Origin of the sequence: Duganella alba (genome assembly GCF_009674495.1) — a bacterium.
GTDB classification, from domain to species: Bacteria; Pseudomonadota; Gammaproteobacteria; order Burkholderiales; family Burkholderiaceae_D; genus Rugamonas; species Rugamonas alba.
Map to the genome: position 1 here is coordinate 179,278 of NZ_WKJN01000004.1, position 25,636 is coordinate 204,913.

Consider the following 25,636-nt stretch of genomic DNA (forward strand, 5'->3'; position numbering starts at 1 on the left):
GCCATTGACATCCCGCCGGAGGGCAAGCTAAGGTCGGCGTCGCGCTGATTCTTTACCTTACCCAATCAAAGGATGCCATGAGTCTTCAAAACCCTTCCCGCCGCGACCTGCTGCTGGCCGCCCTTTCCGCCACCGCCGTCACCGCCGTTCCTGGTTTCGCCTGGGCCGCCGCCTCGCCGGCCGACGCCAGCTTCGCCAGGCTGCTGGACGATATCGCGGATGAAGTGCTGCGCCTGTCGCCGACCGGCGCCACCGGCCTTGGCCTCGACAAGGACGCGCGCGCCGCGCTGAAATCGCAGCTGGAAGACATCTCCGCCGCCGGCGACGAAGCCTGGGCCAAGGAAGTGAAATCGATCCAGACCCGCCTGCGCGGCGTCAACCGCGCGAACCTGAGCGCCGATGCGCAAACCCGCTACGACACCGTGGCCTACGCCGCCGAATCCGGCGTGCAGGGCCTGCGCTTCCCGTTCGGCGGCGCCGCCAGCGGCTTCAATGGCGGCACCGCACCCTTCCCTGTCACGCAGCAGGACGGCGCGCTGACACGCATTCCGGAATTCCTCGACTCGCAGCACCAGATCGCCAACGCCGCCGATGCGGAAGCCTACCTGGCCCGCCTGGCCGCCATGGCCAGGATGCTGGACCAGGAAACCGCCCGCATCGCCGAGCAGTCGGCCAAAGGCATCGCGCCGCCGGACTTCATCTGCAAGACCGCGCTGGGCCAGTTGCAGGACTTCCGCAAGACCGCGCCGGCCGAGCAAAAGCTGGTGACCTCGATCACCGAGCGCACGCAGAAGCAGAACATCGCCGGCGACTGGCACGCGCGCGCCCTGAAACTGGTGGAAGGTTCGGTCTACCCGGCGCTGGAACGCCAGATCGCCACCTTCAGCAAGGCCGCCGCCAAGGCCACCAACGTCGCCGGCGTGCACCGCCTGCCGGACGGCGCGGCCTATTATGAATGGGCGCTGCGCCTGGGCACCTCGGCCACCCACGGCGCCAGGGAAATCCACGCCATCGGCCTGGAACAGAACAAGCAGCTGCAGGCGCGCATCGACGCCATCCTGAAAAAGCAAGGCATCACCCAGGGCACGGTCGGCCAGCGTTTGCTCGGCCTGTCGAAAGACCCGAGCCGCTTCTACGCCGACGACGACAAGGGCCGCGAACAGCTGATCGCCTACTGCAACGAGCGCGTGGCAGCGGTGCGCAAGCTGATGCCGCAGATCTCGCACCTGGACCTGAAAGTGCCGCTGCAAATCAAGCGCGTGCCGGTCGACATCGAAGCCGGCGCGCCGCTCGGCTACATGAACTTCGCCTCGCTGGACGGTTCGCGTCCGGCCATCTACTACATCAACCTGAAGTCGACCACGCTGTGGCCGAAGTCGGAAATCTCGACGCTGACGGCGCACGAAGGCATTCCGGGCCACGCCTGGCAAGGCGCCTACCTGGCCGAGCACCACGACGAGCTGCCACTGATCTCCTCGCTGATCGGCTTCAACGCCTTTGTCGAAGGCTGGGCGCTGTACGCGGAGCAGCTGGTCGACGAATTCGGCCTGTACGCCAACGATCCGTTCAGCCAGATCGGCTACCTGCAGGCGCAGCAGTTCCGCGCCTGCCGCCTGGTGGTCGACACCGGCATGCACGCGATGAAGTGGACGCGCGAACAGGCGATCCGCTTCCTGGTCGAAAACACCGGCCGTGGCCAGCAGGCCATGACCAGCGAGATCGACCGCTACACGGTATCGCCGGGCCAGGCCTGCGGCTACAAGATGGGCCACAACGAAATCCTGCGCCAGCGCGACCGCGCCAAGCAGGCGCTGGGTGGCAAATTCGACCTGGCCGGCTTCAACGACGCGCTGGTGCAAAGCTGCGGCGTGCCGCTGACGGTGCTGCCGACGGTGATCGATCGTTACATCACGAAACAACAGAAGGCATAAAAAGTCGTTTATAGGCCGATGGTTTTCTTGTAAGCTTGTTATGAAATCATGAAAACCATCGCCATCATCGGCGGCGGCGTCACCGGCGTGACGACCGCCTATGCCCTCGCCAAGCGCGGCTTTGCCGTCACCCTGCTGGAACGTCATCGCTATGCGGCGATGGAAACCTCGTATGCCAACGGCGGCCAGCTGTCCGCCTCCAACGCCGAGGTATGGAACCACCGCGCCAACATCGGCAAGGCGCTGCAATGGATGCTGCGCAGCGATGCACCGCTGCTGGTGCATCCGCATCCCACCTGGCACAAGCTGTCCTGGTTCGCCGAATTCGTCTCGGCCATGCCCAACTACCACCGCAACACCATCGCCCTCGCGCGCATGGCGGTGGCGGCGCGCGACCACCTGTTCCAGTGGGCCGACGACGAAGGCATCGAATTCGACCTGCAACGGCGCGGCATCCTGCACATCCACCGCGACCGCGCCGAGTTCGAGCACGCGGTGGCCGTCACCAAACTGCTGGAACGCGGCGGCGTGCCGCGCCGCGCCGTCACGCCGGAAGAGATGCGCGCCATCGAGCCGGCGCTGCGCGGCGCCTGCTACGCCGGCCATTACACCGAAAGCGACAGCAGCGGCGACATCCACAAATTCACCACCGGCCTGGCGCTGGCCGCGCAGCGCCACGGCGCGCAGCTGCGCTACCAGCAGCAGGTGGTGCAGCTGAACGCCGGCGCCGGCGGCGTCGACGTCACCGTTCTGCACGGCGACAGCGCCGACACCAGCCGCTACGACGCCGTGGTGGTCTGCGCCGGCACCGCCAGTCGCGACCTCGCCGCGCAGCTGGGCGACAGCGTCAACGTCTATCCGGTCAAGGGCTATTCGGTCACCGTGCACCTGGAGGACGCGGCCAGCCGCGCCGCCGCGCCCAGCGTCAGCCTGGTCGACGACACGGTCAAGCTGGTGTGCAGCCGGCTGGGCCAGGACCGCCTGCGCGTGGCCGGCACCGCTGAATTCCACGGCCATAACCGCGACATCCGCGCCGACCGCATCGCGCCGCTGACTGATTGGGTGCAACACAACTTCCCGGACGTCAGCACGCGCAGCATCACGCCATGGGCCGGACTGCGGCCGATGATGCCGGATCTGCTGCCGCGCGTCGGTCCCGGCAAGGCGCCGGGCGTGTTCTACAACACCGGTCACGGCCACCTGGGCTGGACTTTATCGGCCGCCACGGCGGACATGGTGGCCAGCGCGATATCTTCCTCTTGGGAGGCGGTGCGGCAACGCACCGCCAACCCCTTGAAAATGGCGTAAACTGCCATCATCTTAGGCCTGTCTTCACTAGGAGGTATGACATGACGGCGAAATCCATTGCACGTATTACTTTACTGGCCGGCGCCCTGGCGCTGGCCGCCCCCGTATTTGCCGCCGAACCGACCATCCAGGAGGTGTACGCGGCCGCCAACGCCGGCAAGTACGCCGAGGCGCAATCCATGATGGACCAGGTGCTGGCGGCGCATCCGAAAAGCGCCAACGCCCACTTCGTGGAAGCGGAGCTGCTGGCCAAGCAAGGCAAGTTCGCGGCCGCGCAAACGTCGCTGGCCAAGGCCGAGGAGTTGGCGCCCGGCCTGCCCAAGGTCAAGCCCGAAGCCGTGGCCAAACTGCGCGCGCTGCTGGCGGAAGGCCAGAAGGTCGATTATTCGCAGAAACGCAGCAGCACCAACGGCGGCGGCGCGGCCAACTACGGCAGCGGCGGTTATGCCAACGCGCCGCAGAGTAGCGGCATCGGCTGGGGCGGCATCCTGATCATCGGCCTGGGCCTGGCGGGTTTCATCTGGCTGGCGACGCGCTTCATGCAGCGCCGCCAGCAGCAGGGAGCTGCTAACGACGGCTACAGCCCCGGCGCCTACAACCCGGGCGCCGCGCCGGGCTACCCTCCGGGCGCCAACTATCCGCAGCAAGGCGGTTACCCGCCACCGGGGTATGGTCAGCCTGGCTACGGCCAGCCGGCGCAGCCTGGCATGGGTTCGCGCATCATGGGCGGCCTGGCCACCGGCGCGGCGGTGGGCGCGGGGATCGTGGCGGGCGAAGCGATCGCACGCCAGTTCACCGGCGGCCATGATTCGGGCAACGCCAACGCCGCGCCGCGCAACGACATCGTCTACGATGATCCGGCCGCGCGCGACGACCTGCTGCGCCGCGACGACATGGGCGGCAACGACTTCGGCGTCAGCGGCGGCTGGGATGACGGCGGTTCCGGCGGCGGCGACAGCGGCGGCGGTGGCGGCGACTGGGATTAATCCGCCACCGTCACACCGATAGCATCACCTCACGGGGCGCGGCGTTCGCCCGCCCCGGCTGCCTCCATCGCCAGGTCCCAATACGGCGGACTGCCGAAATACTCCTTCAAATGACGTATCAACAGCTGTGCCTTGGCCTGGTTCGAGCGCCCCGGCATGTGCACCGCATGGATCGCCGATTCGCCGGGATCGCGGCGCGGCTCGATCGCGCTGCGTTCGATCGGGTCCATCGGGAACACCGGCACCAGCTGGCCGGCCACGATGGCGTCGCTGGTCAGCCAGTTGGCCAGGTGGACGATGCCGGCGCCGCCGATGGCCGCATGCAGCAGCGAATCGGTATCGTCGCAGCGCAGCTTGCCCTTGACCGCCAGCGGCTGGCCGCCGTTGACGCCGTCGAAACGCCACCAGCCGCGCGGCGGCACGCGCCCGTTGACCGTCAGGCATTGATGATGAAGCAGGTCTTCCGGCCTGGCCGGCCAGCCGTGACGTTGCAGATACGCCGGGCTGGCGCTGACCACCCGGTTCTGTCCCGCGATCCGCGTCGCCACCAGATCGTTGGCCTTCAACACGCCGGCGCGCACCGCCACATCCACGCGCTGCGCCGCCAGGTCCACCACGTCGTCGCTGACGTGCAGATCGACCTCGATCAGCGGGTGGCGCTGCAGAAAGGCGGCGATGGCCGGCGCCACGTGCAGGCGGCCGAAGGCGGCCGGCGCGGTCACCGTCAGCAGGCCGCGCGGTTCGCTGTCCAGCTCCTGCACCGCGCTCTTGCCCTCGGCCAGCTCGGCCAGGATATTGCGGGCGCGCGGCAGGAAACGTTCGCCCGCATCGGTTACAATCACCTGCCGCGAGCTGCGCAACAGCAGTCGCGCGCCCAGTTCCGCTTCCAGCGCATCGATCTTGCGCGAGACCGACGACACCGCCATTTCCAGCTGTACGGCGGCCTTGGACAGGCTCCGCAGTTCGACCACGGTCACAAAGCATTGCAATGCATCGATCATCTACGCTCCATGTTTGCGGATTTCGCAAAGACTATTTGCTTTTTTCCATATTGTGCCATTTTTTGCAAAGATGCATACTTCGTTCATCACTGAACTGTTAAGGATATACATCATGAAATTCACCCCTGTCTTTGCAGCACTGGCCTTTGTCGCCGCACCTGTCTTCGCCGCCGCGCCGCTGGCCGGCACCAACGCACCCGGCTTCCACCGCGTGATGCTGGGCGACTTTGAAGTGACCGCCGTCAGCGACGGCACCGTCGATCTGCCGATGGACAAGCTGCTGCAGGAGCCGGCCGCCGCCACCGTCAAGGCGCTGGCCCGCAATTTCCAATCGGTGCCGACCGAAACCTCGGTCAACGGCTTCCTGATCAACACCGGCGGCAAGCTGATCCTGGTGGACGCCGGCGCCGGCAGCCTGTTCGGCCCGACGCTGGGCAAGCTGGTGGCCAACATCAAGGCCTCCGGCTACCAGCCGGAGCAGATCGATGAAATCTACCTGACCCACCTGCACCCCGACCACGTGGGCGGCCTGGCGGCCAACAGCCAGCTGGTGTTCCCGAACGCCGTGGTGCGCGCCGACAAGCACGACACCGATTTCTGGCTGAGCCAGGCCAACCTGGACAAGGCCCCGACCGACAGCAAGGGCTTCTTCCAGGGCGCGATGGCTTCGCTGTCGCCCTACGCCGCCGCCCAGCACCTCAAGCCGTTCAGCGGCGACACCGAGCTGGCGCCAGGCGTGCACGCCACCGCCAGCTACGGCCACACGCCGGGCCACACCATCTACACCTTCGAAAGCAAGGGCAAAAAACTGGTGCTGGTGGGCGACCTGATCCACGTAGCCGCGGTGCAGCTGGACCATCCGGAAGTGACCATCGGCTTCGACAGCGACGCCAAGTCGGCCGCCGCCTCGCGCGCCAAGGTGTTCCAGGCCTTGTCCAAGGAAGGCGCGCTGGTCGGCGCAGCCCACCTGTCCTTCCCCGGCCTGGGCCATCTGCGCATCGACGGCAAGGGCTACGACTGGTTGCCGGTCAGCTATAGCCAGCTGCGATAATAATTAACGCCGCGTCAGCAGCCCGTCAGTAAATTCTGTAAAATTGGTCTCATGGATATGCGTACTACACCTCACCCGATTTCCGTGCTCGTCGTCGACGATCACCCGCTGCTGCGCGCCGGCCTGGGTGAGGCCATTTCCAGCCAGGAAGATATGCGCGTGGTCGGCGAGGCCTGCAACGGCCGCGAGGCGGTGGATGCCTACACCCAGCTGCGCCCCGACGTCACCATCATGGACATCGCCATGCCGGAGCTGGACGGGGTGGCGGCGCTGCATGAAATCCGCCGCGAGCACAACAACGCCCGCGTCGTCATGCTGACCACCTACAAGGGCGATGCGCAGATCCTGCGCGCGGTCCAGGGCGGCGCCGCCGGTTTCCTGCTGAAGAGCACCCTGCGCAAGGATTTGCTTGATACGGTGCGCGGCGTCCACATGGGACAGCGCCGCATTCCGCCGGAGATCGCGATGGAGCTGGCCCAGCACATGGGCCAGGGTCCGTTAAGCTCGCGGGAAATGGAAGTATTGAATCATGCGGCGAGTGGACATTCCAATCGCCGCATCGCGGAGCGTCTGTCGATTTCCGAGGAAACCGTCAAGGCCCACATGAAGAACGTGCTGGCCAAGCTGGCCGCGAACGATCGCACCCATGCGGTGACGATCGCCCTCAAGCGCGGCATTATTACAATTTAGTCCTTGGCCACGGCGGCCAGCCACACCAGCATCACGCACGGCAGCAACAGGCCGTGGAAGCCGAAGGTCACAAACGCCACGCCGCCGCTCATGCAGCCGGCGGCAAACGCCAGCACCGGCCAGGTCAGCTTCTTGCAGCGGCCGATGGCCTCGGGATCGCCGCGCAGCGAATCGACCAGTTCGATCACCAGCCCGGTCACATTGCCCGTCATCACCGTGGTGGCCGAGGTCTTGCCCAATAGCAGCTTGCCGTAGGCATTCTGGATCGCCATCGCGCCGGCGCACAGCGAGCCGGTCAGCAGCGTCAGCGGCGCCGACGCTTCCACGATCGGCGCCGCCTGCCAGGCGCAGATCACGGTCGCCGCCATCATCGCCAGCTGGAACAGGAAACTGTTGCGCAGCGTTTTGCCGCCGGTGCGGTCCCAGTGCACCGTCGCCAGCCGTGTCAGGGCGACGAACAGGATAAACACCGGGAACACCAGCAGCTTGATGAAGATGCTCTGCGACGGCTCGATCAGCGCGCGGCCGATCAGCACGAAGTTGCCCGTCACGTGGGCCGTGAACAGGCCGAACAGGCCGACGAAGCCCAGCGTGTCGACGTAGCCGGCCAGGAAGCCCAGCGCTGCGCCTTGTTTGATATCACCGCGTTCCATTACTACCTTTCTGAAGATCGAGCCAGGCCACCAGCAGGAAAGCGCCGGTCAGCCCGAGGTGCTCGAAAAAACTATTGGCCGCCATGAAGCGTTCCTGACCGCCCATGTCCCAGAAGCGGTTGGCGACAAAGGTGGCCATCAGCGTGAACACGCCGAGGAAACCCGCGCCCAGCCAGCGGTAATAGCCGGTCAGGATGGCCACCGAGGCGCCCAGCTCCAGCGCGATCACCAGCGCGGCCAGCGGCCCCGCCGGCGACAGGCCGAAATGCTGCATCTCGCCGATGGCCGAGCCGAAATCGGTCAGCTTGTTGATGCCGCCCTGCAGATACGCAGCGCACAGCAGCAACAGGCAGACCCAGCGCACCCACGGCGCGGTTAAAAACAGTCGATTCATTGATGCTCCAGTTGTCGCGTCGCTCCCGCGCAGGCGGGAGCGACGGCCATTTACACTGCCCAGCAGGCGCAGCCCAGCGCGCCCCAGAAGCTCTTCAGGTCCGAGACCGGCGCCTTGCTGCCCCACGAACTGGCGTGCTGGTGACCGTGCACATTGCAGTTGTTGGCGCAGCCGCAGGCGGCGGCCTGCTGCGCGCGTTCCCGCTTCTGCTGCAGCTGGCGCTGCTCCAGTTCCTTCAGCGCGGCGCGGCTGGTGCCCTGCTTCTCGCCCCAGCCGGCGTAGCCGCCGAAACGGCGCACCGGCGACCAGTCCGGCATGGCCGGCGGCGGCGGCGTGTCGTGGCTGGCAAAGGCGCCGGCCGCGTACACGATCTTGCCGCCGACGATGGTCAGGTCCGAGCTCATGTCCCAGATCTCGCTTTCGGCGCAGGCGTAGAAGTCCTTGTCCGGCACGATCATGTCGGCCAGCTGGCCCACTTCGATGCGGCCCTTCTTGCCTTCCTCGTTGGAGAACCAGGTGGTGTTCTCGGTCCACATGCGCAGCGCCGCTTCGCGGTCCAGGCAGTTGGCGCGCGGGTAGAGCTGCGCGCCGCTGACGGTTTTGCCGGTGATCATCCAGGCCAGCGACACCCACGGGTTGTAGGAGGCGACGCGGGTGGCGTCGGTGCCGGCCGAGGTTTTCACGCCGGCGTCGATAATCTTCTTGATCGGCGGCGTGGCTTCGGCGGCGCCGTGGCCATAACGCTCGATGAAGTATTCGCCTTGGTACGCCATGCGGTGCTGCACGGCGATGCCGCCGCCCAGCGCGGCGATGCGGTCGATCGACTGGTCCGAAATGGTTTCGGCGTGGTCGAAGAACCAGTTCAGGCCTTCCAGCGGAATGTCCTGGTTGACGCGCTCGAACACATCCAGCGCGCGGCTGATGGTTTCGTCGTAGGTGGCGTGCATGCGCCATGGCCAGCGGTTCTGCGCCAGCACGCGCACCACGCCTTCCAGGTCGTCCTCCATATTGTCCGGCATGTCCGGACGCGGCTGGCGGAAGTCCTCGAAATCGGCCGCCGAGAAGGTCAGCATCTCGCCGGCGCCGTTGTGGCGGAAGTAGTCGTCGCCTTGCTGGTACTTGACGCTCTGCGTCCAGTTCAGGAAGTCTTCCTTCTCCTGCTTCGGTTTTTGCGTGAACAGGTTGTAGGCCAGGCGCACGGTCAGCTGCTTTTCGTCCGACAGCTGCTGGATCACTTGGTAGTCTTCCGGATAGTTCTGGAAGCCGCCGCCGGCGTCGATCACGCCGGTGACGCCCAAGCGATTCAGTTCGCGCATGAAGTGGCGGGTCGAGTTGACCTGGTATTCCAGCGGCAGTTTCGGGCCCTTGGCCAGCGTCGAATACAGGATGGCCGCATTCGGCTTGGCCAGCAGCAGGCCGTTCGGATTGCCGTTGGCGTCGCGCAGGATCTGGCCGCCCGGCGGTTCCGGCGTGTCCTTGGTGTAGCCGACGGCGCGCAGCGCGGCGCCGTTCAGCAGGGCGCGGTCGTACAGGTGCAGGATGAACACCGGCGTGTCCGGCGCCACCGCATTGAGTTCCTCGATGGTCGGCAGGCGCTTCTCGGCGAACTGGTGTTCGGTGAAGCCGCCCACCACGCGCACCCACTGCGGCGCCGGCGTGATCGCCACTTGCGCCCTCAGCATGGCCATGGCGTCGGCCAGCGAGCGCACGCCGTCCCAGCGCAGCTCCAGGTTGAAATTCAGGCCGCCGCGGATGATGTGGCAGTGGTTGTCGATCAGGCCCGGCAGCACGCGCTTGCCGTGCAGGTCGATGATCCTGGTGGTCGGTCCGGCCAGCGCCATGATCTCGTTGGCGCGGCCGACGTGGGTGAACTTGCCGTCCTTGATGGCGACGGCTTCAGCGTGCGGGTTGCTGCGGTCCAGCGTGGTGAACAGGCCGCGATGCAGGATCAGATCGGGGGTTGGGGATGCTTGCGACATTAAGAGCTCCTGGTTTCATCGGACTTCTGCGCGGATGGCAGCTGGCCGAAACAATGCGGCTTGACGTGGTCTTCGATCCACGACACTTTCGGTGCTTCCTTCTGCCACACCTGGCGCAGCAGCGGCGGCAGCTGTTCGCCGACCAGGATGCCCAGCAGGCCGACCAGCGCGATCACCGGCGGCGCCGGCGAGCGCACGTTGAGGAAACCATAGATGAGGCCGACCAGCAGGCCGACCGCCAACGATACGATATACATTTTCATGATTGAGCGACACTCCGGGTAAGTAAATCGTGTGCATAGTGTAGTGGCGCTTCCTCACTCTGGCATCACCGGTATTGATCGAACTATCCCCCCTCCTTTGGGGGAGCCTGGCTTGCGCATGAATAGGTGCTAAAATATTCGGATTCCCCCTTTCATCCGGATCATGACGACTGCACGCGCTTCCCTGCTCCTGCATGCCGCCGTTGCCGCCTTGTCCGGCCTGCTCTGGTGCACCCCGCCCATGGCGCTGGCCCAGCAACCGTCGCCGCGCCTGCTCGAACAATTCACCCACACCGCCTGGGGCGCGCTGGACAACGCCCCGGTCGACATCCTCAATGTCGCGCAAACCAGCGACGGCTGGCTGTGGCTGGCCGCCGGCACCGGCCTGTACCGCTTCGACGGCAAGCGCTACGAGCGGGTCGACAATGTCGAAGGCCACCCGCTGCTGTCGTCCAGCGTGCGCACGCTGTATGCGCCGCCGGAAGGCGGCCTGTGGGTCGGCTACCGCGTCGGCGGCGGCATCAGCCACTTCCAGCGCGGCCAGGCGCGCCATTTCGCCGCCGGCCAGGGCCTGCCGGGCGGCGCCATCACCAGCATCGCGCGCGGCCCGGACGGCGTGCTGTGGGTGGCGGCGCGCGACGGCCTGGCGCGCCTGGACGGCGACCATTTCGTCACCGTCGGCGCCGCCCAGGGCCTGCCGGCGCGGCGCGCGCGCCAGGTGCTGTTCGACCATGCGGGCCGCCAGTGGGTCGCCATGCAGGGCGGCATCTACAGCCGCGCCGACAGCAGCGCCGCCTTCCGCCAGGCCTGGCCGCACGGCGACCTGAGCGCCATGGCGCTGGCGCCGGACGGCACGCTGTGGGCCTCCGACGTCGACAGCTATTACCGCGTGCTGCCGGCGGCGCCGTCCGGCGAGGCGGCGGCCGGCGCCGTGCTCCAGGGCGCCAATATGTACTTCGACCGCGACGGCAACCAGTGGCTGTTCCACGCCGGCGGCCTGGAACGGCGCAACGCCGGCAGCAGCGACGCCCCGCAGCAGCAGGACCTGAACGGCGGCATGCCGCAGAGCTTTTTCCAGGACCGCGAAGGCAATGTGTGGATCGGCACCTCGGCCGGCCTGAACCGCTTCCGCCGCAACCGCCTGCTGACGTTGCCGCTGCAGACCATCTTCAACCATCCGGCCATCGCGCCGCTGACCGGCGGCGGCATCTGGGCCGGCGACCGCATCGGCGCGCTGCACGCGCTGGGGCCGGAGGGCGAGCGGCGCAATGTGCTGTCGGCCCGCATCTCGGCGCTGTACCGCGATCCGGACGGCGTGCTGTGGGCCGGCAACGACGAGGAGGTGTGGAGCGTGGACGGCGGCCGCATGGAACGCTATCCACTGCCGCCGGAAGCCAGCAGCTACGAAGTGCAGGCGCTGTGCCGCGCCGAGGGCGGCGGCCTGTGGGTGTCGGTCGTGCGCGCCGGCCTGTACCTGCTGAAGGACGGCCGCTGGCGGCGCCAGCCAGCGCCGCCGCTGGCGACGGCGGCCGGCGTGGCCGACCTCGATCTGTTCCCGACCACGCTGACGGCCGGCGCCGACGGCGCGCTGTGGGCCGGCTACGTGCGCAACACCATCGCGCGCATGGCCGGCGGCAAGACCGTCCTGTATGGCGCGGAACAGGGTCTGGAGCTGGGCCAGGTGCTGACCCTCTACCGCCACGGCACGCAGCTGTGGGCCGGCGGCGAGCGCGGCGTGGCCTGGTTCGACGGCCAGCGCTTCAACACCCTGCACGGCCAGCGCGGCGAGGCGTTCCGCGGCGTCTCCGGCATCGTCCGCACGCCGCAGGGCGACCTGTGGCTGTTCGGCACCGAGGGCCTGAGCCGCATCGGCGCGGAACAGGTGACGCTGGCCATGCGCACGCCAGGCCATGAAGTCGACTACGAACGCTTCGACGCCCACGACGGCCTGCTCGGCGCCGCCTCGCAGCTGCGGCCGATGCCGTCGCTGCTGCTGGGCGACGACGGCCTGCTGTGGATGGCCACCGCCAACCGCATCAACTGGATCAATCCGGCGCACATCGCGCGCAATCCGGTGACGCCGCCGGTGATGGTGCAGGACGTGGTGATCGGCGAGCAGCGCTACAGCCCCCTGCCCGGCCTGCAACTGCCGCAGTCCACCAGCAACCTGCGCATCGACTACACGGCGTTGAGCCTGAGCGTGCCGGAGCGGGTGCGCTTCCGCTACCGCCTCGACGGCGTCGACGACGACTGGCAGGACCCCGGCGCGCGCCGCCAGGCGTTCTACACCAACCTCGATCCGGGCCAGTACCGCTTCCGCGTGATGGCGGCCAACGAGGACGGCGTGTGGAATCCGCAGGAAGCGCAGCTGGCGTTCTCGATTCCGCCGACCTTCGCGGAAACCATCTGGTTCAAGCTGGTGTGCTTCATCGGCGTGGCGGCGACGCTGGCGCTGATGTACCGCCTGCGCCTGCGCCACGTGACCCAGCAACTGCGCACACGGCTGGAAGACCGCGCCGACGAGCGCGAACGCATCGCCCGCACCCTGCACGACACCTTCCTGCAAAGCGTGCAGGGCCTGATGCTGCGCGTGCAGACGCTGCTCAAGCGCCTGCCGCCGGACGGCGACGCCTACCAGCTGGTGGAAAAAATCCTCAACCAGGCCGACCAGGTGCTGGCCGAGGGCCGCAACCAGGTCAGCGGCCTGCGCGGCGTGCAGCCGCACCACGACGACCTGCCGCATATGTTCAGTGAGCTGGGCCAGCAGCTGCGCGAGGAGCACGCGGCCGACTTCGCGCTGATCGTCACCGGCCAGCAAACCTCGCTCAACGAGGAAGGCCGCGAGCACCTGTACCACATCGGCCGCGAAGCGCTGCTGAACGCCTTCCGTCACGCGGGCGCCAGCCGGATCGAGCTGGAACTGGGCTACGCCACCGACCACTTCACGCTGCAGGTGCGCGACGACGGCCGCGGCATCGATGAACAGGTGCTGGCGGCCGGCGAGCGGCCCGGCCACTGGGGCCTGATCGGCATGCGCGAACGGGCGGTGAAGATCGATGCGGCGCTGGATTTGTGGTGCCGTCCCGGCATGGGCACGGTGGCGCAGGTGACGGCGCCGGGAAGCGCCGTCTACCAGCGCAAGCCGGGCACGCTGCGGCGCTGGCTGATGCGGGAAGCGGCCTGACGCTTACTGCACCAGGCCGCAGGCGTGCAGGTCAAGGATGCCGCGCTCGATGGCCAGCGTGACCGCGTGGGTGCGGTCGCTGGCGTTCAACTTGGCCAGGATGCTCTTCATGTGCACCTTGACGGTTTCCTCCGAAATCACCAGGTGCATGCCGATGCGCTTGTTGCTCTGGCCACCGGCGACCAGCTGCAGCACTTCCACTTCGCGCTTGCTCAACGCGCCCTCGTGCCAATGCTCGGCGATGCCGCTGGCCACCGCCGCCGGAATGCTGCGGCGGCCTTCGTGCACGCAGCGGATGGTCGCCAGCAGCTCCTTGCGCAGCATGCTCTTCAGCAGATAGCCGGCGGCGCCGGCGGAAATCGCCCGTTGCGCCAGCACGTCGCCCTCGTAGGTGGTCAGGACCACGATGCGGGCGTTGGGGAATTCCTTGCGGATGGCGATGGTGGCGTCGATGCCGTTCATGTCCGGCATCTGGATGTCCATCAGGGTGACGTCGGGACGCAGGCGGCGATACGCCTCGACCGCCTGGACGCCGTTGGTGGCCTCCTCCAGCAGCAGCATGTCGGCCTCGTCGGCGATCACGCTGGCGATGCCCTCGCGGAACATCGGATGGTCGTCCACGCTCAGGATCTTGATAGGCGGCGGAGTCATAGGCATCTCGTGATTAAAGTTCTGGCATCTGGCGCCCAGCATGACACATGCGCAAGTATTTGCCTATACCTCCATATGGGTAGGACCCTCCTCCCGGATTGGGGCGTGGCAAGCGGCCCTGGAAAGTTTATTCTTCTACATTCCAGCTTAACAACTTAGGAGAGTGACATGCGAATGGATACCCGATCCTGGCCACAGTCCGCCGTCGGCGGCGCCGGCAACACCACCGCGATCGCCGCGCAAGGCGATCAGGTCAGCGTACTGATCGCCCATGCCGATCCGATCATCCGCGCCGGCCTCGCCGCGCTGCTGGGCAGCCATGGCGACATGCAGATCGCCGTGACCGACGCCGAAGCGCCGCTGGACAGCCACGCGGGCGCCGACGTCATCATCCTCGATCACCGCAGCGGCCTGGAACACATGCGCCGCGCCGCCAATGCGCACCATGGCGACACCCAGCCACGGGTCTTGATTGTCACGCAGCTGGAACGCGAATGGGAAGTGCGCACCGCCATGATGGCCGGCGTGCACGGCTACCTGCTGCAAAACGCCGACTCGGAACAGCTGCTGACCGCCGTGCGCACGCTGAGCCGCGGCATGCGCTACCTGAGCGCGGAACTGAGCCGCTGCGTAGCCGACAGCTTCACCCGCATCGGCCTGACCAGCCGCGAGACCGACGTGCTGCAACTGCTGGCGCAGGGCCAGTGCAACAAATCGATCGCGCGCGAGCTGGGCATCGGCGTCGGCACGGTCAAGACCCACGTCAAAGGTCTTTTTGACAAGCTTGGCGCAACGGCACGCACGCATGCGGTGGTGCTGGCCACGCGGCGCGGCCTGGTGGGTGAGCCATATGGCAATCAACAACACTAAGCACCTGATTCCGTTGTAGAATCTCGGGCATGCACGCCCCGACCATCAACCTGAGCACACCACATCGCCAGACGCGTTATCAACGCGTCATGATGTTCTTCGTGCTCATGTTCCTGGCGTTGCAACTGATCGGCGCCAGTTCGCACACCCACGCCTACACCGATCATGAACCGGATTGCGCCGCTTGCGCGGTGGTCCACCTGCCTGCCGGCGGCGTGCCGCCGGCCACCCTGCTGGTGGCGCCGACCGGACTGCAGAGCAGCCTGCCGGTGCTGGCGCCGCATACCGTGGTGCGCGCCGCGCAAACCAGCTACCTGACCCCGCCTTCCCACGCGCCGCCCGGCGTTGCTGTTTTCTCCATCTGAATATTAATCGCTGCATCTCCCGCGAGGGAACGATGCATCGTCACGTCTCACCATTCAAGGATTTAACATGCAACACAAGCCACAACTCCGTACCCTGCCCCTGCTGATCGCCGCCGCTTTCTACGCCCAACACGCTTATGCGGAGGATGGCGCTGCCGACGCGGCGCCGGACGCCGCGCCGATGCAGCAGGTGGAAGTGACCGCCGCGCACCTGAAGAGCGCGCGCATCGACCTGTCGCCGAACGTCGGCACCACCATCTACAGCATCGACAAGCACATGGTCGATCAATTGGGCCAGGGCGACAACACGCCGTTCAATGAAGTGCTGCTGCGCCTGCCAGGCGTGAGCCAGGACTCGAAAGGCTCCGGTTCGATCCACGTGCGCGACGACCACGCCAACGTGCAGTACCGCGTCAACGGCGTGCAGCTGCCGGAATCGATCAGCGGCTTCGGCCAGTCGATCGACACCCGTTTCGTCGAATCGACCGACTTCATCACCGGCGCGCTGCCGGCGCAATTCGGCCTGCGCACGGCCGGCATCATCGACATCCAGACCAAGGAAGGCCAGCCGAAATCGGGCGGCCGCATCGGCGTGCTGGCGGGCAGCCATGGCTACGTCGAACCGAGCACGGAATTCTTCGGCACCCAGGGCGCCTTCAATTACTACCTGTCCGGCAGCTATCTGACCAATAAACTGGGCATCGAAAATCCGCTGCCGACCAGCAGCGCGCTGCACGACAAGACCAACCAGACCAAGTCCTTCGGCGCCCTGTCCTACTTCCTGGACGATAACACCCGCCTGGGCCTGATGTTCGGCACCTACAACGGCCGCTTCCAGATTCCGAACAACCCCAACCAGGATGCGGCGTTCACCGTGGCCGGCGCCGCCACGCCCGATTCGGCGCAGCTCGATGAAAACCAGCGCGAGAAGAACCGCTTTGTGGTGCTGTCGCTGCAAAAAAGCGTGGGCGACCTGAATTACCAGGTGTCCGGCTTCCACCAGTATTCGGAACTGCACTACACGCCGGACGCGATCGGCGACCTGGCCTACAACGGCGTGGCCTCCGACACGCTGCGCTCGAACACCTCCAACGGCATGCAGTTCGACGCCAGCTACAAACTGAACGACACGCACACCCTCCGCGCCGGCCTCGCCTATACCCGCCAGACCACGCACAGCGACAACAGCGTCGGCGTCTTCGATATGAACGACGACGGCACGCAAGCCAGCACCACGCCGCGCACCATCATCGACAACAGCAGCAAGACCGGCAAGCAGTCCAGCGTCTACCTGCAGGATGAATGGCACATCAGCGCGCCGCTGACCGTCAACTACGGCGTGCGCTTCGACAAGGTGCAGGCCTTCGTCAGCGAACAGCAATGGAGCCCGCGCATCAACGTGGCCTACCAGCTGGCCAAGGGCACGGCGCTGCACGCCGGCTACTCGCGCTACTTCACGCCGCCGCCACAGGAACTGGCGGCGCAGTCCAGCATCGACAAATACGCCGGCACCTCGAACGCGCCGGAAGTGGGTGTGTCGGACAACGTCAAGTCCGAGCGCACCAACTACTACGATGTCGGCCTCAGCCACCAGTTCAGCGAGGAGCTGACCTTTACCGCCGACGCCTACTACAAGAAGATCCGCAACATGCTGGATGAAGGCCAGTTCGGCCAGGCGCTGATCCTGTCGCCGTTCAACTACGACCGCGGCTATGCCAAGGGCCTGGAACTGTCCGGCGTCTACAGCCGCAAGAACTGGGGCGGCTTCCTCAACGTGACCACGCAGAAGGCCGAAGGCAGCAACATCATCTCCGGCCAGTCGCTGTTCGGCCCGGACGAACTGGCCTACATCGCCAACCACTACATCCACGTGGACCATGACCAGACGGTGTCGGTGTCGGGCGGCGCCCACTACCACTTCGGCGATTCGCAGATCAGCAGCGATGTCCTGTACGGCAGCGGCCTGCGTCTGACGCCGGACAACGGCGCGCCGAACTCCGGCCACCTGCCGCACTACACCACGGTCAACTTCGCGCTGACCCACACCTGGAAGGCCACGCCGGTCGGCACCGTGGAAGGCCGCCTGGCGCTGATCAACGCCTTCGACAAGGTCTACCTGCTGCGCGACGGCTCGGGCGTCGGCGTCGGCGCGCCGCAGTACGGCGAGCGCCGCTCGTTCTACGCCGGCCTGTCGACCAGCTTTTAAGTAGCCCTGGTGGTCATGGCCGGCATCAGTTGCGGCCGGCCATGACGCCACCATCCACATCCCAGTTGGCGCCGGTCACCCAGCCTGCCCTGTCCGACAACAGGAAGGTGACCACCTCGGCGACATCGCGCGGCGTGCCCACGCGGCCGATCGGGTGGAAGCTGTTGAAGCCTTGCAGCGCGTCGTGCACCTCCGCTTTCGGAATGAAGCCTTCGTAGATCGGCGTTTGCACCACCGCCGGCGACACCGTATTGACGCGGATACGCCTGGCCGCCAATTCCATCGCCAGGTGCTGCGTCAGCGCATGCAGTCCCGCCTTGGCCATCGAGTAAGCCGACGACGGCGTCGCCGCAATCGCCTGCTTGCCCCACATTGAACCGATGTTGACGATCGCGCCCGGACGATCCTGCGCGGCCAGATTGGCCGCAACGCGCTGGCTGATGAAGAACAGCGCCTTGTTCAGCTTCATGTACTGGTCATAGTCAGCCTCCTGGTGCTCCAGGAATGGCTTGGGGAAGAACACGCCGGCAGCGTTGACCAGCAGATCGATGTCCGAATGCTGTTCATCCAGCGCCTTGAGCAATGTCGCGAGATCCGACTCGTTCGACAGATCGGCCGTCAACGCCCACGCCTGTCCCAGCGCGGCCAGCTCCTTGCGCGCTTCCTCGGCCTTCCCGGCGCGATTGCCGACAATGACCGCGCTACCGCCCTCCGCCATCACCATGCGCGCGGTTTCCAGACCGATGCCGCTGGTGCCGCCGACGACCAGCAGCTTTTTGCCTTTGAATTGACTGTTCATTTTCAAACCTTTCGATGTTTTAGAAAAACTATGGATACAGCCGTCATGCTCCAGCTTTCCACTCTCGCTGACAAACCAGATAAACTCTCTCGCATCAATAGAAAATCTTTACTGCCATGAAGACTCCCGTACACCTGAACGCCCTGCGCGCCTTCGAAGCCAGCGCCCGCCATCAGAGTTTTTCCGCCGCCGCCGCCGAACTGAATGTCACTCCGGCAGCGGTCGGGCAACTGGTGCGCACGCTGGAAGACTGGCTCGGCGCGCCGCTGTTCCTGCGCGGGACCAGCGGCCGCGCGCGACTGGTCGCCACCGAGGCGGCCCAGCGCGCACTGCCGGAAATCCGCGCCGGCTTCGACCGGCTGGCGCTGGGCGTGGAGCGTCTCAAGGAAGGATCGGTCAGCGGCGTGCTGACGGTCACGGTCAGTCCCGCTTTCGCCGCCAAGTGGCTGCTGCCGCGCATCGACAGATTCCAGAACATCTGCCCGGACACCGACGTGCGCCTGGACACCAGCCTCAAGCCGGTGGACTTCGTCGCCCAGCGCATTGACATCGGCGTCCGCTATGGCACAGGGCACTGGCCCGGACTCGCCGCAGAAAAACTGATGGACGAAGAGGTGTACCCGGTCTGCTCGCCGGAACTGCTGCGCAAGCACGGCGCGTTGCAGCATCCTGACCAGCTGACGAGCTTGACGCTGATCCACGACCTGTCGATGGACGAGCACCAGGGCTTCCCGACCTGGGACGCGTGGATGCGCAAGGCCGACGCCAGCGCCGGCACCGGCGCCAGGCAGCGCGGTTTGAGAATCAACAATTCCGCAGCCGTGCTGCAAGCGGCGATCGAAGGACACGGCGTGGCCCTGGCCCGCAGCGTCATGGCGCGCGACGATCTTGCGGCAGGCCGCCTGGTACGCTTATTCCCCGCCATCAGCTTCATTTCTCCACTGGCCTACTACATCATCTACCGCCCGGAATGCGCCAACCTGCCACGCCTGACCGCATTCCGCGACTGGCTGTCGAGCGAAGCAAAGGGAGTTTGATTAGCGCTTCCAGATTGATTATTTCGTAACGTATAATCAATCGTTATCCTTTATTTAAGGTGGCCGCTCCATGACCGATCTCGCGCTGGCGTTTTATCTGGTTCTTGTCCTCCCTGTCATGCAGCTATGGCGCAGCACGCGCAAGCACGGCAAGATCACGCGCTCCCGCACCCAGCGCTACCTGGGGACCATCCGCACCGTCGCCCTCACACTGATTGCCTTGGTGGCGGTCTGCTGGTGGAACGGGCACACGCCGTCCGACCTGGGCCTGGCTCCGCCGGCCTCCGGCGCCGCCATCTGGTGCCTGCTGCTCCCCCTGGCCGGCCTGCCCTTGATGTACTACGCCAGCAAGTCGCGCGAAGTGAAAATGGCTGCCGACAAGCGCGCCGCCATGCACGCCCAGGTGCGCGCCAGCGACGCCCTACCGCGCACGCCCGCCGAATTCAAACTGTTCCTGATTACCACGCTGTTTATCGGCGCCGGCTGGGAGCTGCTGTACCGCGGCTACCTGACACTGGTGCTGACGCCATGGCTCGGCACCTGGGGCGCGGTGCTGCTGGGCGGCCTGGCCTATGGCGCTGGCCACGGCTACGCCAATCCCAGACAACTCACCACCAGCATCGTCACCGCCATACTTTTCAGTGTCGCGTATGTGGTGACCGGCAACCTGTGGTGGCTGATCCTGGTCCATATCGGTATTCCGCTGTTGAGCGTCATCAGCTGCTACAAAATCCTGAAGCCGCAACCGGCGTGACGCCAGGCCAAGCGGTAGCGCTTGAGTATTTGCCAAGGTTGTTGGCATAATCCCTCCGATGAAAACCCAACGCACCCTCATCGCCGCCGGACTCGCCGCCCTTGTGGCGCCACCGGCATTGGCCGCAGACGATGTTCCGTCGGTGGTCGTCACCGCCCAGTCGCGCAAGCAGTTGCTGCAGGACGTGCCGATGACGATGCAAGTCCTCACCTCGCGCGATATCGACGCCGTCGGCGCCAGGGATCTGGCGGACCTGAACGGCTACATCCCGGGCCTGACGGTGGACGCCATCGAACCGACGCAGCCCTCGGTGGGCATACGCGGCGTGCAGACGGGCGACTTCGGCATCGCCACCGATTCGCCGGTCGGCATTTACGTGGACGGCGTCTACACCGGCAAGACCGGCGGCGCGCTGATGAACTTTGTCGACGTCCAGCGCATCGAAGTGGTCAAGGGACCGCAAGGCACGCTGTTCGGCCGCAACAGCGCGGCCGGCGCCATCGCCATCACCAGCAATGAACCGGGCAAGGAGCTCGATGCGGCCGGCCGCGTCAAGCTGGGCAAGTTCGGCCGCGCCAATGCGGACGTGATGATGAACCTCCCCATCTCCGACACCATGGCCGCCCGCATCGTCGCCGTGCGCGCCGGCAGCGAAGGCTGGGCCGACAACACCGCCACCGGCAAGAAGTCCGGCGGCGACAAGGACTGGGCCACCCGTATCTCGCTGCGCAAGGACTTCGACGCGGCCAAGGTGGTGTTCGCGTGGGAGCACGAGAACATGGAGCAGTACGGCCGCCCCGCGTTCGGCGTGGTCAAGAATCCGGCGCTGCCGCTGGGCGGATACCGTGGCGTCTACGATGCGGCGTACACCGCCAACTTCGTCAATCCGCTTGACGCGCCACTGGCCAACGACCAGCAAGGCAGCGAAGGCCGCCGGTTCGATGGCGCCACGCTGCGTATCGAAGCGCCGCTGACCGGCATGACCTTTAACTCGACCACCGCGTGGCGGCGCTTCCAGACCCACAACCTGACCGACAACGACGGCGGCGCACGCAGCGACCTGAATCTGACCACGCAGGACGCCAAGGGTGCGCGCAGCTTCCAGCAGGAGTTCAAACTGTCCGGCAAGACCGCGCAGCTGGACTGGGTGGGAGGCCTGAGCTTCTACCGCAATAACGAACATCAGGTTGCCGGCGCCTATGTCACCACCGGCACGCTGGATATGCTCAGCAGGTTCGCCGGCGGCGCGCCCAACTTCGCCCGGCTGTTCGGCGGCCTGGCGGCGGCCGGCCTGTCCGGCATTAGCGCGTCCAGCGTATTCCCGTGGGACGAAACGCATTACAGCGACGTGCGCACCAATTCCGCCTCCGCCTACGGCGACACCATCTGGCACCTGGCGCCGCAGACCAACGCCACCTTCGGCCTGCGCTACACCAGGGACGAAAAGCGCATGACCTGGTATGTGCCGGGCCGCGTGTCGCCGCAGCTGGACGACTTCCTGAACCGATTCGGCCCGCTGGCCGGCCTCAATGCGTCGAGCTTCCCGTCGAATGTCATCTTCGCCACCGCCGGCCGGCTGGCGTCGTCGCCGGTGACGCGCGAGAAAGCCTGGACCGACTGGAGTCCGCGCCTGGTGCTGGACCATAAGCTGAACCGGGACACGCTGCTATTCGGCTCCCTGTCGCGCGGCTACCAGGCCGGCGGCTTCAATGTCTTCACGCCGCCGAATCCGGCCTCGCCCACCGCCACCGGCCGCGATCCCAGCTTCGCGCCGGAGCGGATGACCAACGTCGAAGCCGGCGCGAAAATGGCGCTGCCGGCATTGAACGCGACGCTGAACGCATCGCTGTTCGCCTACAAGTTCAGGAACCTGCAGGATATCCAGTTGTACAGCGTGGGCACGCTGCCGACCTATAACGTGGTGTCCAGCGACCAGAAGGCGCACGGCCTGGATGTGGATGGCCGCATCCGCGTCTCGCCGCGTGTGACGCTGTTCGGCGGTTTCGAATATATCGACCAGACCTATACCCGCTACCAGCGGCTGGACGCCGGCGGCACCGTGACGCTGGATCTCGGCGGCCAGCCGGTCGGCACGCCGCGCCTGACCGCCATGGCGGGCGTGAACATGAACTGGGAAGCTGCGTCCGGCCGCGCCAGCGTCAACCTGCAGGGCACGCACGCGACCGCCCAGCGCTGCAACAGCGATACGGCGGCCCTGAGCTGTCTGCGCACCGCCACGCTGAAAACCGGCACCGCTACCAGCAAGTTCGATTTGCGTGTAGGCTGGGACAGTCCCGACGCGCGCTATGGCGTGGCGCTAATCGTCAATAATCTGTTCGACCAGCGATACGTCTTATCGTTGGCGGGTCAAACCGAACAATACGGCGCGCCGTATTCCAACATTACGCCGCCACGCACGATAGGCATCGAATTCAGGGCAAGCATGTAAATGGCATCGAAAATCCTACTGGCTGCTGCGGCAGTGTTGGTGATTGCGGCAGGCGGTGTGGCGACGCTGGCGGTGAAGCCGCCGGACCTGCTGCGGCTCGGCGCCAGCTACGGCGCCAAGATCGTCTGTTCGAATGTATTCATCGCCGGGCGTGACGGCCAGGCGGTGCTGGCCGACGACGTGCAGGCGCCCGGCCATCCGCTGCTGAAGTATCTGAAGGTGGCGGTGGACCAGCAGCGCAAGACGGTGCGCGCGCAGTTCCTCGGTTTTGTCGGCGACGGCATGGCGGTGTACCGTCCCGGCACCGGCTGCGCGGTGGCGCCGGACGGCGATGTGGCGCTGGCCTCGCAATATCAGTTCAATCCGATCAGGATATGGTCGCCCTCGCCCAACGTGCCCTGGCCTACCGGCTCGCAGGCCGAAGCCAACCCCGCGGTGCAGGCCTTGCTGGACCAGGATGCGCTGGCCGGACCGGGCATGCGCGGCATGGCGGTGATTTATCGCGGCCGGCTGATCGCCCAGCGTTATGGCACTGGCTTCAGCGCGGCTTCGCCGTTGCTCGGATGGTCGATGACCAAGACGGTCAATGCGGCGCTGGTGGGCATGCAGATCGCGGACGGCAAGCTGTCCTTGCAGCAGAGCGGTTTCTGGCCGGCCGGCGACGGCCGCGCGCAGATTACGCTGGCGCAGTTGATGTCGATGAGCAGCGGCTTGCGCTGGAACGAAGGCTATGGCGAGGTCTCCGATGCGACGCGCATGCTGTATCTGGAGCCGGACATGGCGGCGTTTTCGGCGGCGCAACCGCTGGAACAGGCGGCGGGCGGCAAATGGAATTATTCGAGCGGCACGGCGGTGCAGTTGTCGCGCATCTGGCAGCGTGCTGCGGCTGGCGGCGATGCGAAGGCCGCCACCTCGGCCGACGTGCTGTCGCTGCCGCATAACCGTTTGTTTGCGCCACTGGGCATGAACAGCGCGGTCATCGAGGCCGACGCGCGCGGCAATCTGGTCGGCTCCAGCTATATGTACGCCACCACGCAGGACTGGGCGCGCTTCGGCCAGTTCCTTCTGCAGGATGGCATCTGGCAGGGCAAGCGCATACTGCCGGAAGGTTTTGTCGGCGGCATGCAGCAGGCGGCGCCGGCATCGGGTGGTCAGTATGGCCAAGGCCAGGTGTGGCGCTGGGGACCGTCCGGCGATACGCCCGAGGGCCAGAATCCTGATACACGCTTCCAGCTCCCGGCCGATACCTACTGGATGGAGGGGCATGATGGACAAAGCATCGCCATCGTGCCATCGCAGCAACTGGTGGTGGTGCGGCTTGGCTTGACGCCGCATCGGCTGTTGTATCAGCCGCAGGCGCTGCTGGCGGCGGTGGTGAAAGCGGTTCAGCAATGACGGGCGTGCCGTATGGCCTGCTGCGTCATCAGGGGCCGATGCTGCTGACCGGCGCGCGGGTGGTCGGCCACACGCTGTTGAACGCGTTGGCGCCTGCGTCGAAGCCGGGTGTCGCGCCGGCGCCGCAGCGTATCGCACCGGTTTCGCGCGTCATCGCTGCGCCGCCGGACGATCTGGTCGCGCAGTATGTCGCCTGGTCCGGCGCAGCGAGTGGCCATGAAGGCGCGCTGCCGCCGCACATGGTGTCGCAATGGAGCCTGCCGCTGGTCGGCGAACTGCTGCTGCGCATGCCCTACAACCTGACCCGCGTCATCAACCAGGGCGTGGGCCTGCGCGTGAACGGTCCGCTGCCGCGCAACACGTCGCTGCTGGTCAGCGCCGCCGTGGAGCAGATCGAGGAAGTATCGGGCCGTATCAAGGTCGTGGTGGCCGTGACGACTGGCACCGCGCAGCAGCCATCGCTGGTGGAAGCCCGCCTGCATATGAGTTTCCTGCTGCCCGGCCCTCGTCCGGCAAGGCGCACGCAGGAGCGCCCGCCGGAGCCGCAATGGACCACCGCCGGCATATGGCATGCCGACCTGCGCGACGGCCTGCGCTTCGCGCTGCTGACCGGCGACTTCAATCCCATCCACTGGTGCGCGCCGCTGGCGCGCCGCTCGGTCTTCCGTGGCATGGTGCTGCACGGCTTCGGCAGCTTTGTGCGCAGCTATGAAGTCCTCCTGCAGCGGGGCATCGCTTTCAGCAAGATCGACGTCCGCTTCGTCAAACCGGTGCCGCTGCCCTGCTCCACGTTGGCGGTACAAGTGGCCCCGGCGGACGACGCGGGCTGGCGCGCCGTCCGCCTTGCCGGCGCCGCTGGCGACATTCATTTGGCGGGAAACTTGCGCTAGCGGCGTTGCGTGCCGCCGCATCCGGGTGTATCGTCACGCCACCACTCAACACAGGAACACGCAATGATTACACTCGTATCGGGCCTGATCATTTTTCTCGGACTGCACTCGATCCGCATTTTCGCCGAAGACTGGCGCAACGCCATGCGCGCGCGTATCGGACTGCTGCCATGGCGGGCGTTTTACTCCATCGTCTCCATCACCGGCCTGCTGCTGATCATCTGGGGCTACAGCCTGGCGCGCCAGCAACCGGTTGTGATCTGGACGCCGCCGCCGTTCACCCGCCATATCGCCGCGCTGCTGGCGGTGATCGCCTTCATCTTCATCACCGCGGCCTACATCCCGCGCAACGGCATCAAGGCCCGGCTGCACCATCCGATGACGCTGGGGATCAAGACCTGGGCGCTGGCGCACCTGATCGCCAACGGCACGCTGCACGACATTCTCTTGTTCGGCAGCTTCCTGGCCTGGGCCATCCTGCTGTTCCGCGCCTCGCGCAAGCGCGACGCGGCGCTGGGCGTGACCTACCCGGCCGGCAGCGGCGGCGCGACCGCACTGACCATCGTCGCCGGTATCGCCAGCGCCATGATCTTCGCCCTGTGGCTGCATGCGCCGCTGATCGGCGTGCGTCCGTTCTAACGCGACTCAACGTGGCGTCGCAACGCCTCATATCCTGCCCTCGGCAGTTTCCGGATTCACCGTCACGAGTGTATAACCACTGAAATACGTGGCATCCGATCGCGGCGCAGAGCGCGTCGCAAACGAAATCTCGCCGCTGTA

The 25,636-nt window shown here is 66.2% G+C and carries 22 protein-coding genes; 15 read left to right on the forward strand and 7 right to left on the reverse strand.

Features of this window, described 5'->3' with window-relative positions:
* Positions 1 to 77 precede the first annotated feature (77 nt).
* The 3 genes from GJ695_RS05620 to GJ695_RS05630 are packed head-to-tail and all read left to right on the forward strand — an operon-like array spanning position 78 to position 4,225.
* On the forward strand, positions 78 to 1,931 hold the full coding sequence (locus tag GJ695_RS05620) for a DUF885 domain-containing protein (protein ID WP_154362729.1): 1,854 nt from the start codon (positions 78 to 80) through the stop codon (positions 1,929 to 1,931).
* Between the two features lie 48 nt (positions 1,932 to 1,979).
* The gene (locus GJ695_RS05625; protein WP_154362731.1) at positions 1,980 to 3,239 is read left to right on the forward strand and encodes a D-amino acid dehydrogenase; all 1,260 of its coding nucleotides are present in this window, start codon (positions 1,980 to 1,982) and stop codon (positions 3,237 to 3,239) included.
* A gap of 41 nt (positions 3,240 to 3,280) precedes the next feature.
* On the forward strand, positions 3,281 to 4,225 hold the full coding sequence (locus GJ695_RS05630; protein ID WP_154362733.1) for a tetratricopeptide repeat protein: 945 nt from the start codon (positions 3,281 to 3,283) through the stop codon (positions 4,223 to 4,225).
* A gap of 29 nt (positions 4,226 to 4,254) precedes the next feature.
* Here the strand turns inward: GJ695_RS05630 and GJ695_RS05635 are convergent, their stop codons facing one another.
* The gene (locus GJ695_RS05635; protein ID WP_154362735.1) at positions 4,255 to 5,226 is read right to left on the reverse strand and encodes a LysR family transcriptional regulator; all 972 of its coding nucleotides are present in this window, start codon (positions 5,224 to 5,226) and stop codon (positions 4,255 to 4,257) included.
* A 112-nt stretch (positions 5,227 to 5,338) separates the two neighbouring features.
* Here GJ695_RS05635 and GJ695_RS05640 point away from each other — a divergent pair, with 112 nt between their 5' ends.
* Together GJ695_RS05640 and GJ695_RS05645 are read left to right on the forward strand one after the other, a co-directional pair.
* Positions 5,339 to 6,277, forward strand: a complete 939-nt coding sequence (locus GJ695_RS05640) for an MBL fold metallo-hydrolase (protein WP_229260467.1) — start codon at positions 5,339 to 5,341, stop codon at positions 6,275 to 6,277.
* A gap of 57 nt (positions 6,278 to 6,334) precedes the next feature.
* Positions 6,335 to 6,967: a response regulator gene (locus tag GJ695_RS05645; protein WP_308492215.1), complete on the forward strand. Its 633-nt coding sequence runs from the start codon at positions 6,335 to 6,337 to the stop codon at positions 6,965 to 6,967.
* Here GJ695_RS05645 and GJ695_RS05650 read toward each other — a convergent pair.
* From GJ695_RS05650 to GJ695_RS05665, 4 genes are read right to left on the reverse strand one after another with little or no spacing between them, the layout of a single operon-like run.
* On the reverse strand, positions 6,964 to 7,620 hold the full coding sequence (locus tag GJ695_RS05650; protein ID WP_154362741.1) for a YoaK family protein: 657 nt from the start codon (positions 7,618 to 7,620) through the stop codon (positions 6,964 to 6,966). The two genes, GJ695_RS05645 and GJ695_RS05650, sit on opposite strands and share 4 nt — an antisense overlap.
* Positions 7,607 to 8,014: a DoxX family protein gene (locus GJ695_RS05655; protein ID WP_154362743.1), complete on the reverse strand. Its 408-nt coding sequence runs from the start codon at positions 8,012 to 8,014 to the stop codon at positions 7,607 to 7,609. The genes GJ695_RS05650 and GJ695_RS05655 overlap by 14 nt, the downstream gene beginning before the upstream one ends.
* Before the next feature lie 50 nt (positions 8,015 to 8,064).
* Entirely contained in the window at positions 8,065 to 9,993 is a 1,929-nt protein-coding gene (locus GJ695_RS05660; protein ID WP_154362745.1) for an amidohydrolase, read from the reverse strand.
* Positions 9,993 to 10,256, reverse strand: a complete 264-nt coding sequence (locus GJ695_RS05665; RefSeq protein WP_154359283.1) for a XapX domain-containing protein — start codon at positions 10,254 to 10,256, stop codon at positions 9,993 to 9,995. Before GJ695_RS05665 ends, GJ695_RS05660 begins: the two co-directional genes overlap by 1 nt.
* A gap of 163 nt (positions 10,257 to 10,419) precedes the next feature.
* On the opposite strand from GJ695_RS05665, the gene GJ695_RS05670 reads away from it, so the two are divergent.
* The gene (locus tag GJ695_RS05670; RefSeq protein ID WP_154362747.1) at positions 10,420 to 13,440 is read left to right on the forward strand and encodes a ligand-binding sensor domain-containing protein; all 3,021 of its coding nucleotides are present in this window, start codon (positions 10,420 to 10,422) and stop codon (positions 13,438 to 13,440) included.
* 3 nt (positions 13,441 to 13,443) lie between these two features.
* On the opposite strand, the gene GJ695_RS05675 is transcribed toward GJ695_RS05670, so the two are convergent.
* Positions 13,444 to 14,091 carry a response regulator gene (locus GJ695_RS05675; RefSeq protein WP_229260594.1) on the reverse strand — a complete coding sequence of 216 codons (648 nt, stop codon included), beginning with the start codon at positions 14,089 to 14,091 and terminating at the stop codon, positions 13,444 to 13,446.
* Positions 14,092 to 14,265: 174 nt separating this feature from the next.
* On the opposite strand from GJ695_RS05675, the gene GJ695_RS05680 reads away from it, so the two are divergent.
* From GJ695_RS05680 to GJ695_RS05690, 3 genes are all read left to right on the forward strand, one after another.
* Entirely contained in the window at positions 14,266 to 14,961 is a 696-nt protein-coding gene (locus GJ695_RS05680; RefSeq protein ID WP_308492218.1) for a LuxR C-terminal-related transcriptional regulator, read from the forward strand.
* 29 nt (positions 14,962 to 14,990) lie between these two features.
* Positions 14,991 to 15,326, forward strand: a complete 336-nt coding sequence (locus GJ695_RS05685) for a hypothetical protein (protein WP_229259886.1) — start codon at positions 14,991 to 14,993, stop codon at positions 15,324 to 15,326.
* A gap of 67 nt (positions 15,327 to 15,393) precedes the next feature.
* Positions 15,394 to 17,532 (forward strand): TonB-dependent receptor, encoded by a 2,139-nt coding sequence (locus tag GJ695_RS05690; protein WP_154362753.1) that lies wholly within the window; start codon positions 15,394 to 15,396, stop codon positions 17,530 to 17,532.
* A gap of 25 nt (positions 17,533 to 17,557) precedes the next feature.
* Here GJ695_RS05690 and GJ695_RS05695 read toward each other — a convergent pair whose 3' ends face one another.
* Positions 17,558 to 18,331: an SDR family NAD(P)-dependent oxidoreductase gene (locus GJ695_RS05695; protein ID WP_154362755.1), complete on the reverse strand. Its 774-nt coding sequence runs from the start codon at positions 18,329 to 18,331 to the stop codon at positions 17,558 to 17,560.
* Positions 18,332 to 18,447: 116 nt separating this feature from the next.
* Between GJ695_RS05695 and gcvA the strand changes: the two genes are divergently transcribed.
* The 6 genes from gcvA to GJ695_RS05725 all read left to right on the forward strand — a co-directional run bounded on the left by gcvA (position 18,448) and on the right by GJ695_RS05725 (position 25,495).
* A complete protein-coding gene (gene gcvA, locus GJ695_RS05700) occupies positions 18,448 to 19,368 on the forward strand; it encodes a transcriptional regulator GcvA (RefSeq protein ID WP_154362757.1) in 921 nt (306 codons plus the stop codon).
* A gap of 70 nt (positions 19,369 to 19,438) precedes the next feature.
* Positions 19,439 to 20,122, forward strand: coding sequence for a CPBP family intramembrane glutamic endopeptidase (locus GJ695_RS05705; protein WP_154362759.1), 684 nt, complete (start codon positions 19,439 to 19,441; stop codon positions 20,120 to 20,122).
* Between the two features lie 58 nt (positions 20,123 to 20,180).
* Positions 20,181 to 22,571, forward strand: a complete 2,391-nt coding sequence (locus GJ695_RS05710; RefSeq protein ID WP_154362761.1) for a TonB-dependent receptor — start codon at positions 20,181 to 20,183, stop codon at positions 22,569 to 22,571.
* Positions 22,572 to 23,966, forward strand: a complete 1,395-nt coding sequence (locus tag GJ695_RS05715; protein WP_154362763.1) for a serine hydrolase domain-containing protein — start codon at positions 22,572 to 22,574, stop codon at positions 23,964 to 23,966.
* A complete protein-coding gene (locus tag GJ695_RS05720) occupies positions 23,963 to 24,856 on the forward strand; it encodes a MaoC/PaaZ C-terminal domain-containing protein (protein WP_154362765.1) in 894 nt (297 codons plus the stop codon). The genes GJ695_RS05715 and GJ695_RS05720 overlap by 4 nt, the downstream gene beginning before the upstream one ends.
* Positions 24,857 to 24,919: 63 nt before the next feature.
* Positions 24,920 to 25,495 carry an NnrU family protein gene (locus GJ695_RS05725; RefSeq protein ID WP_154362767.1) on the forward strand — a complete coding sequence of 192 codons (576 nt, stop codon included), beginning with the start codon at positions 24,920 to 24,922 and terminating at the stop codon, positions 25,493 to 25,495.
* The last annotated feature ends 141 nt before the right edge of the window (positions 25,496 to 25,636 follow it).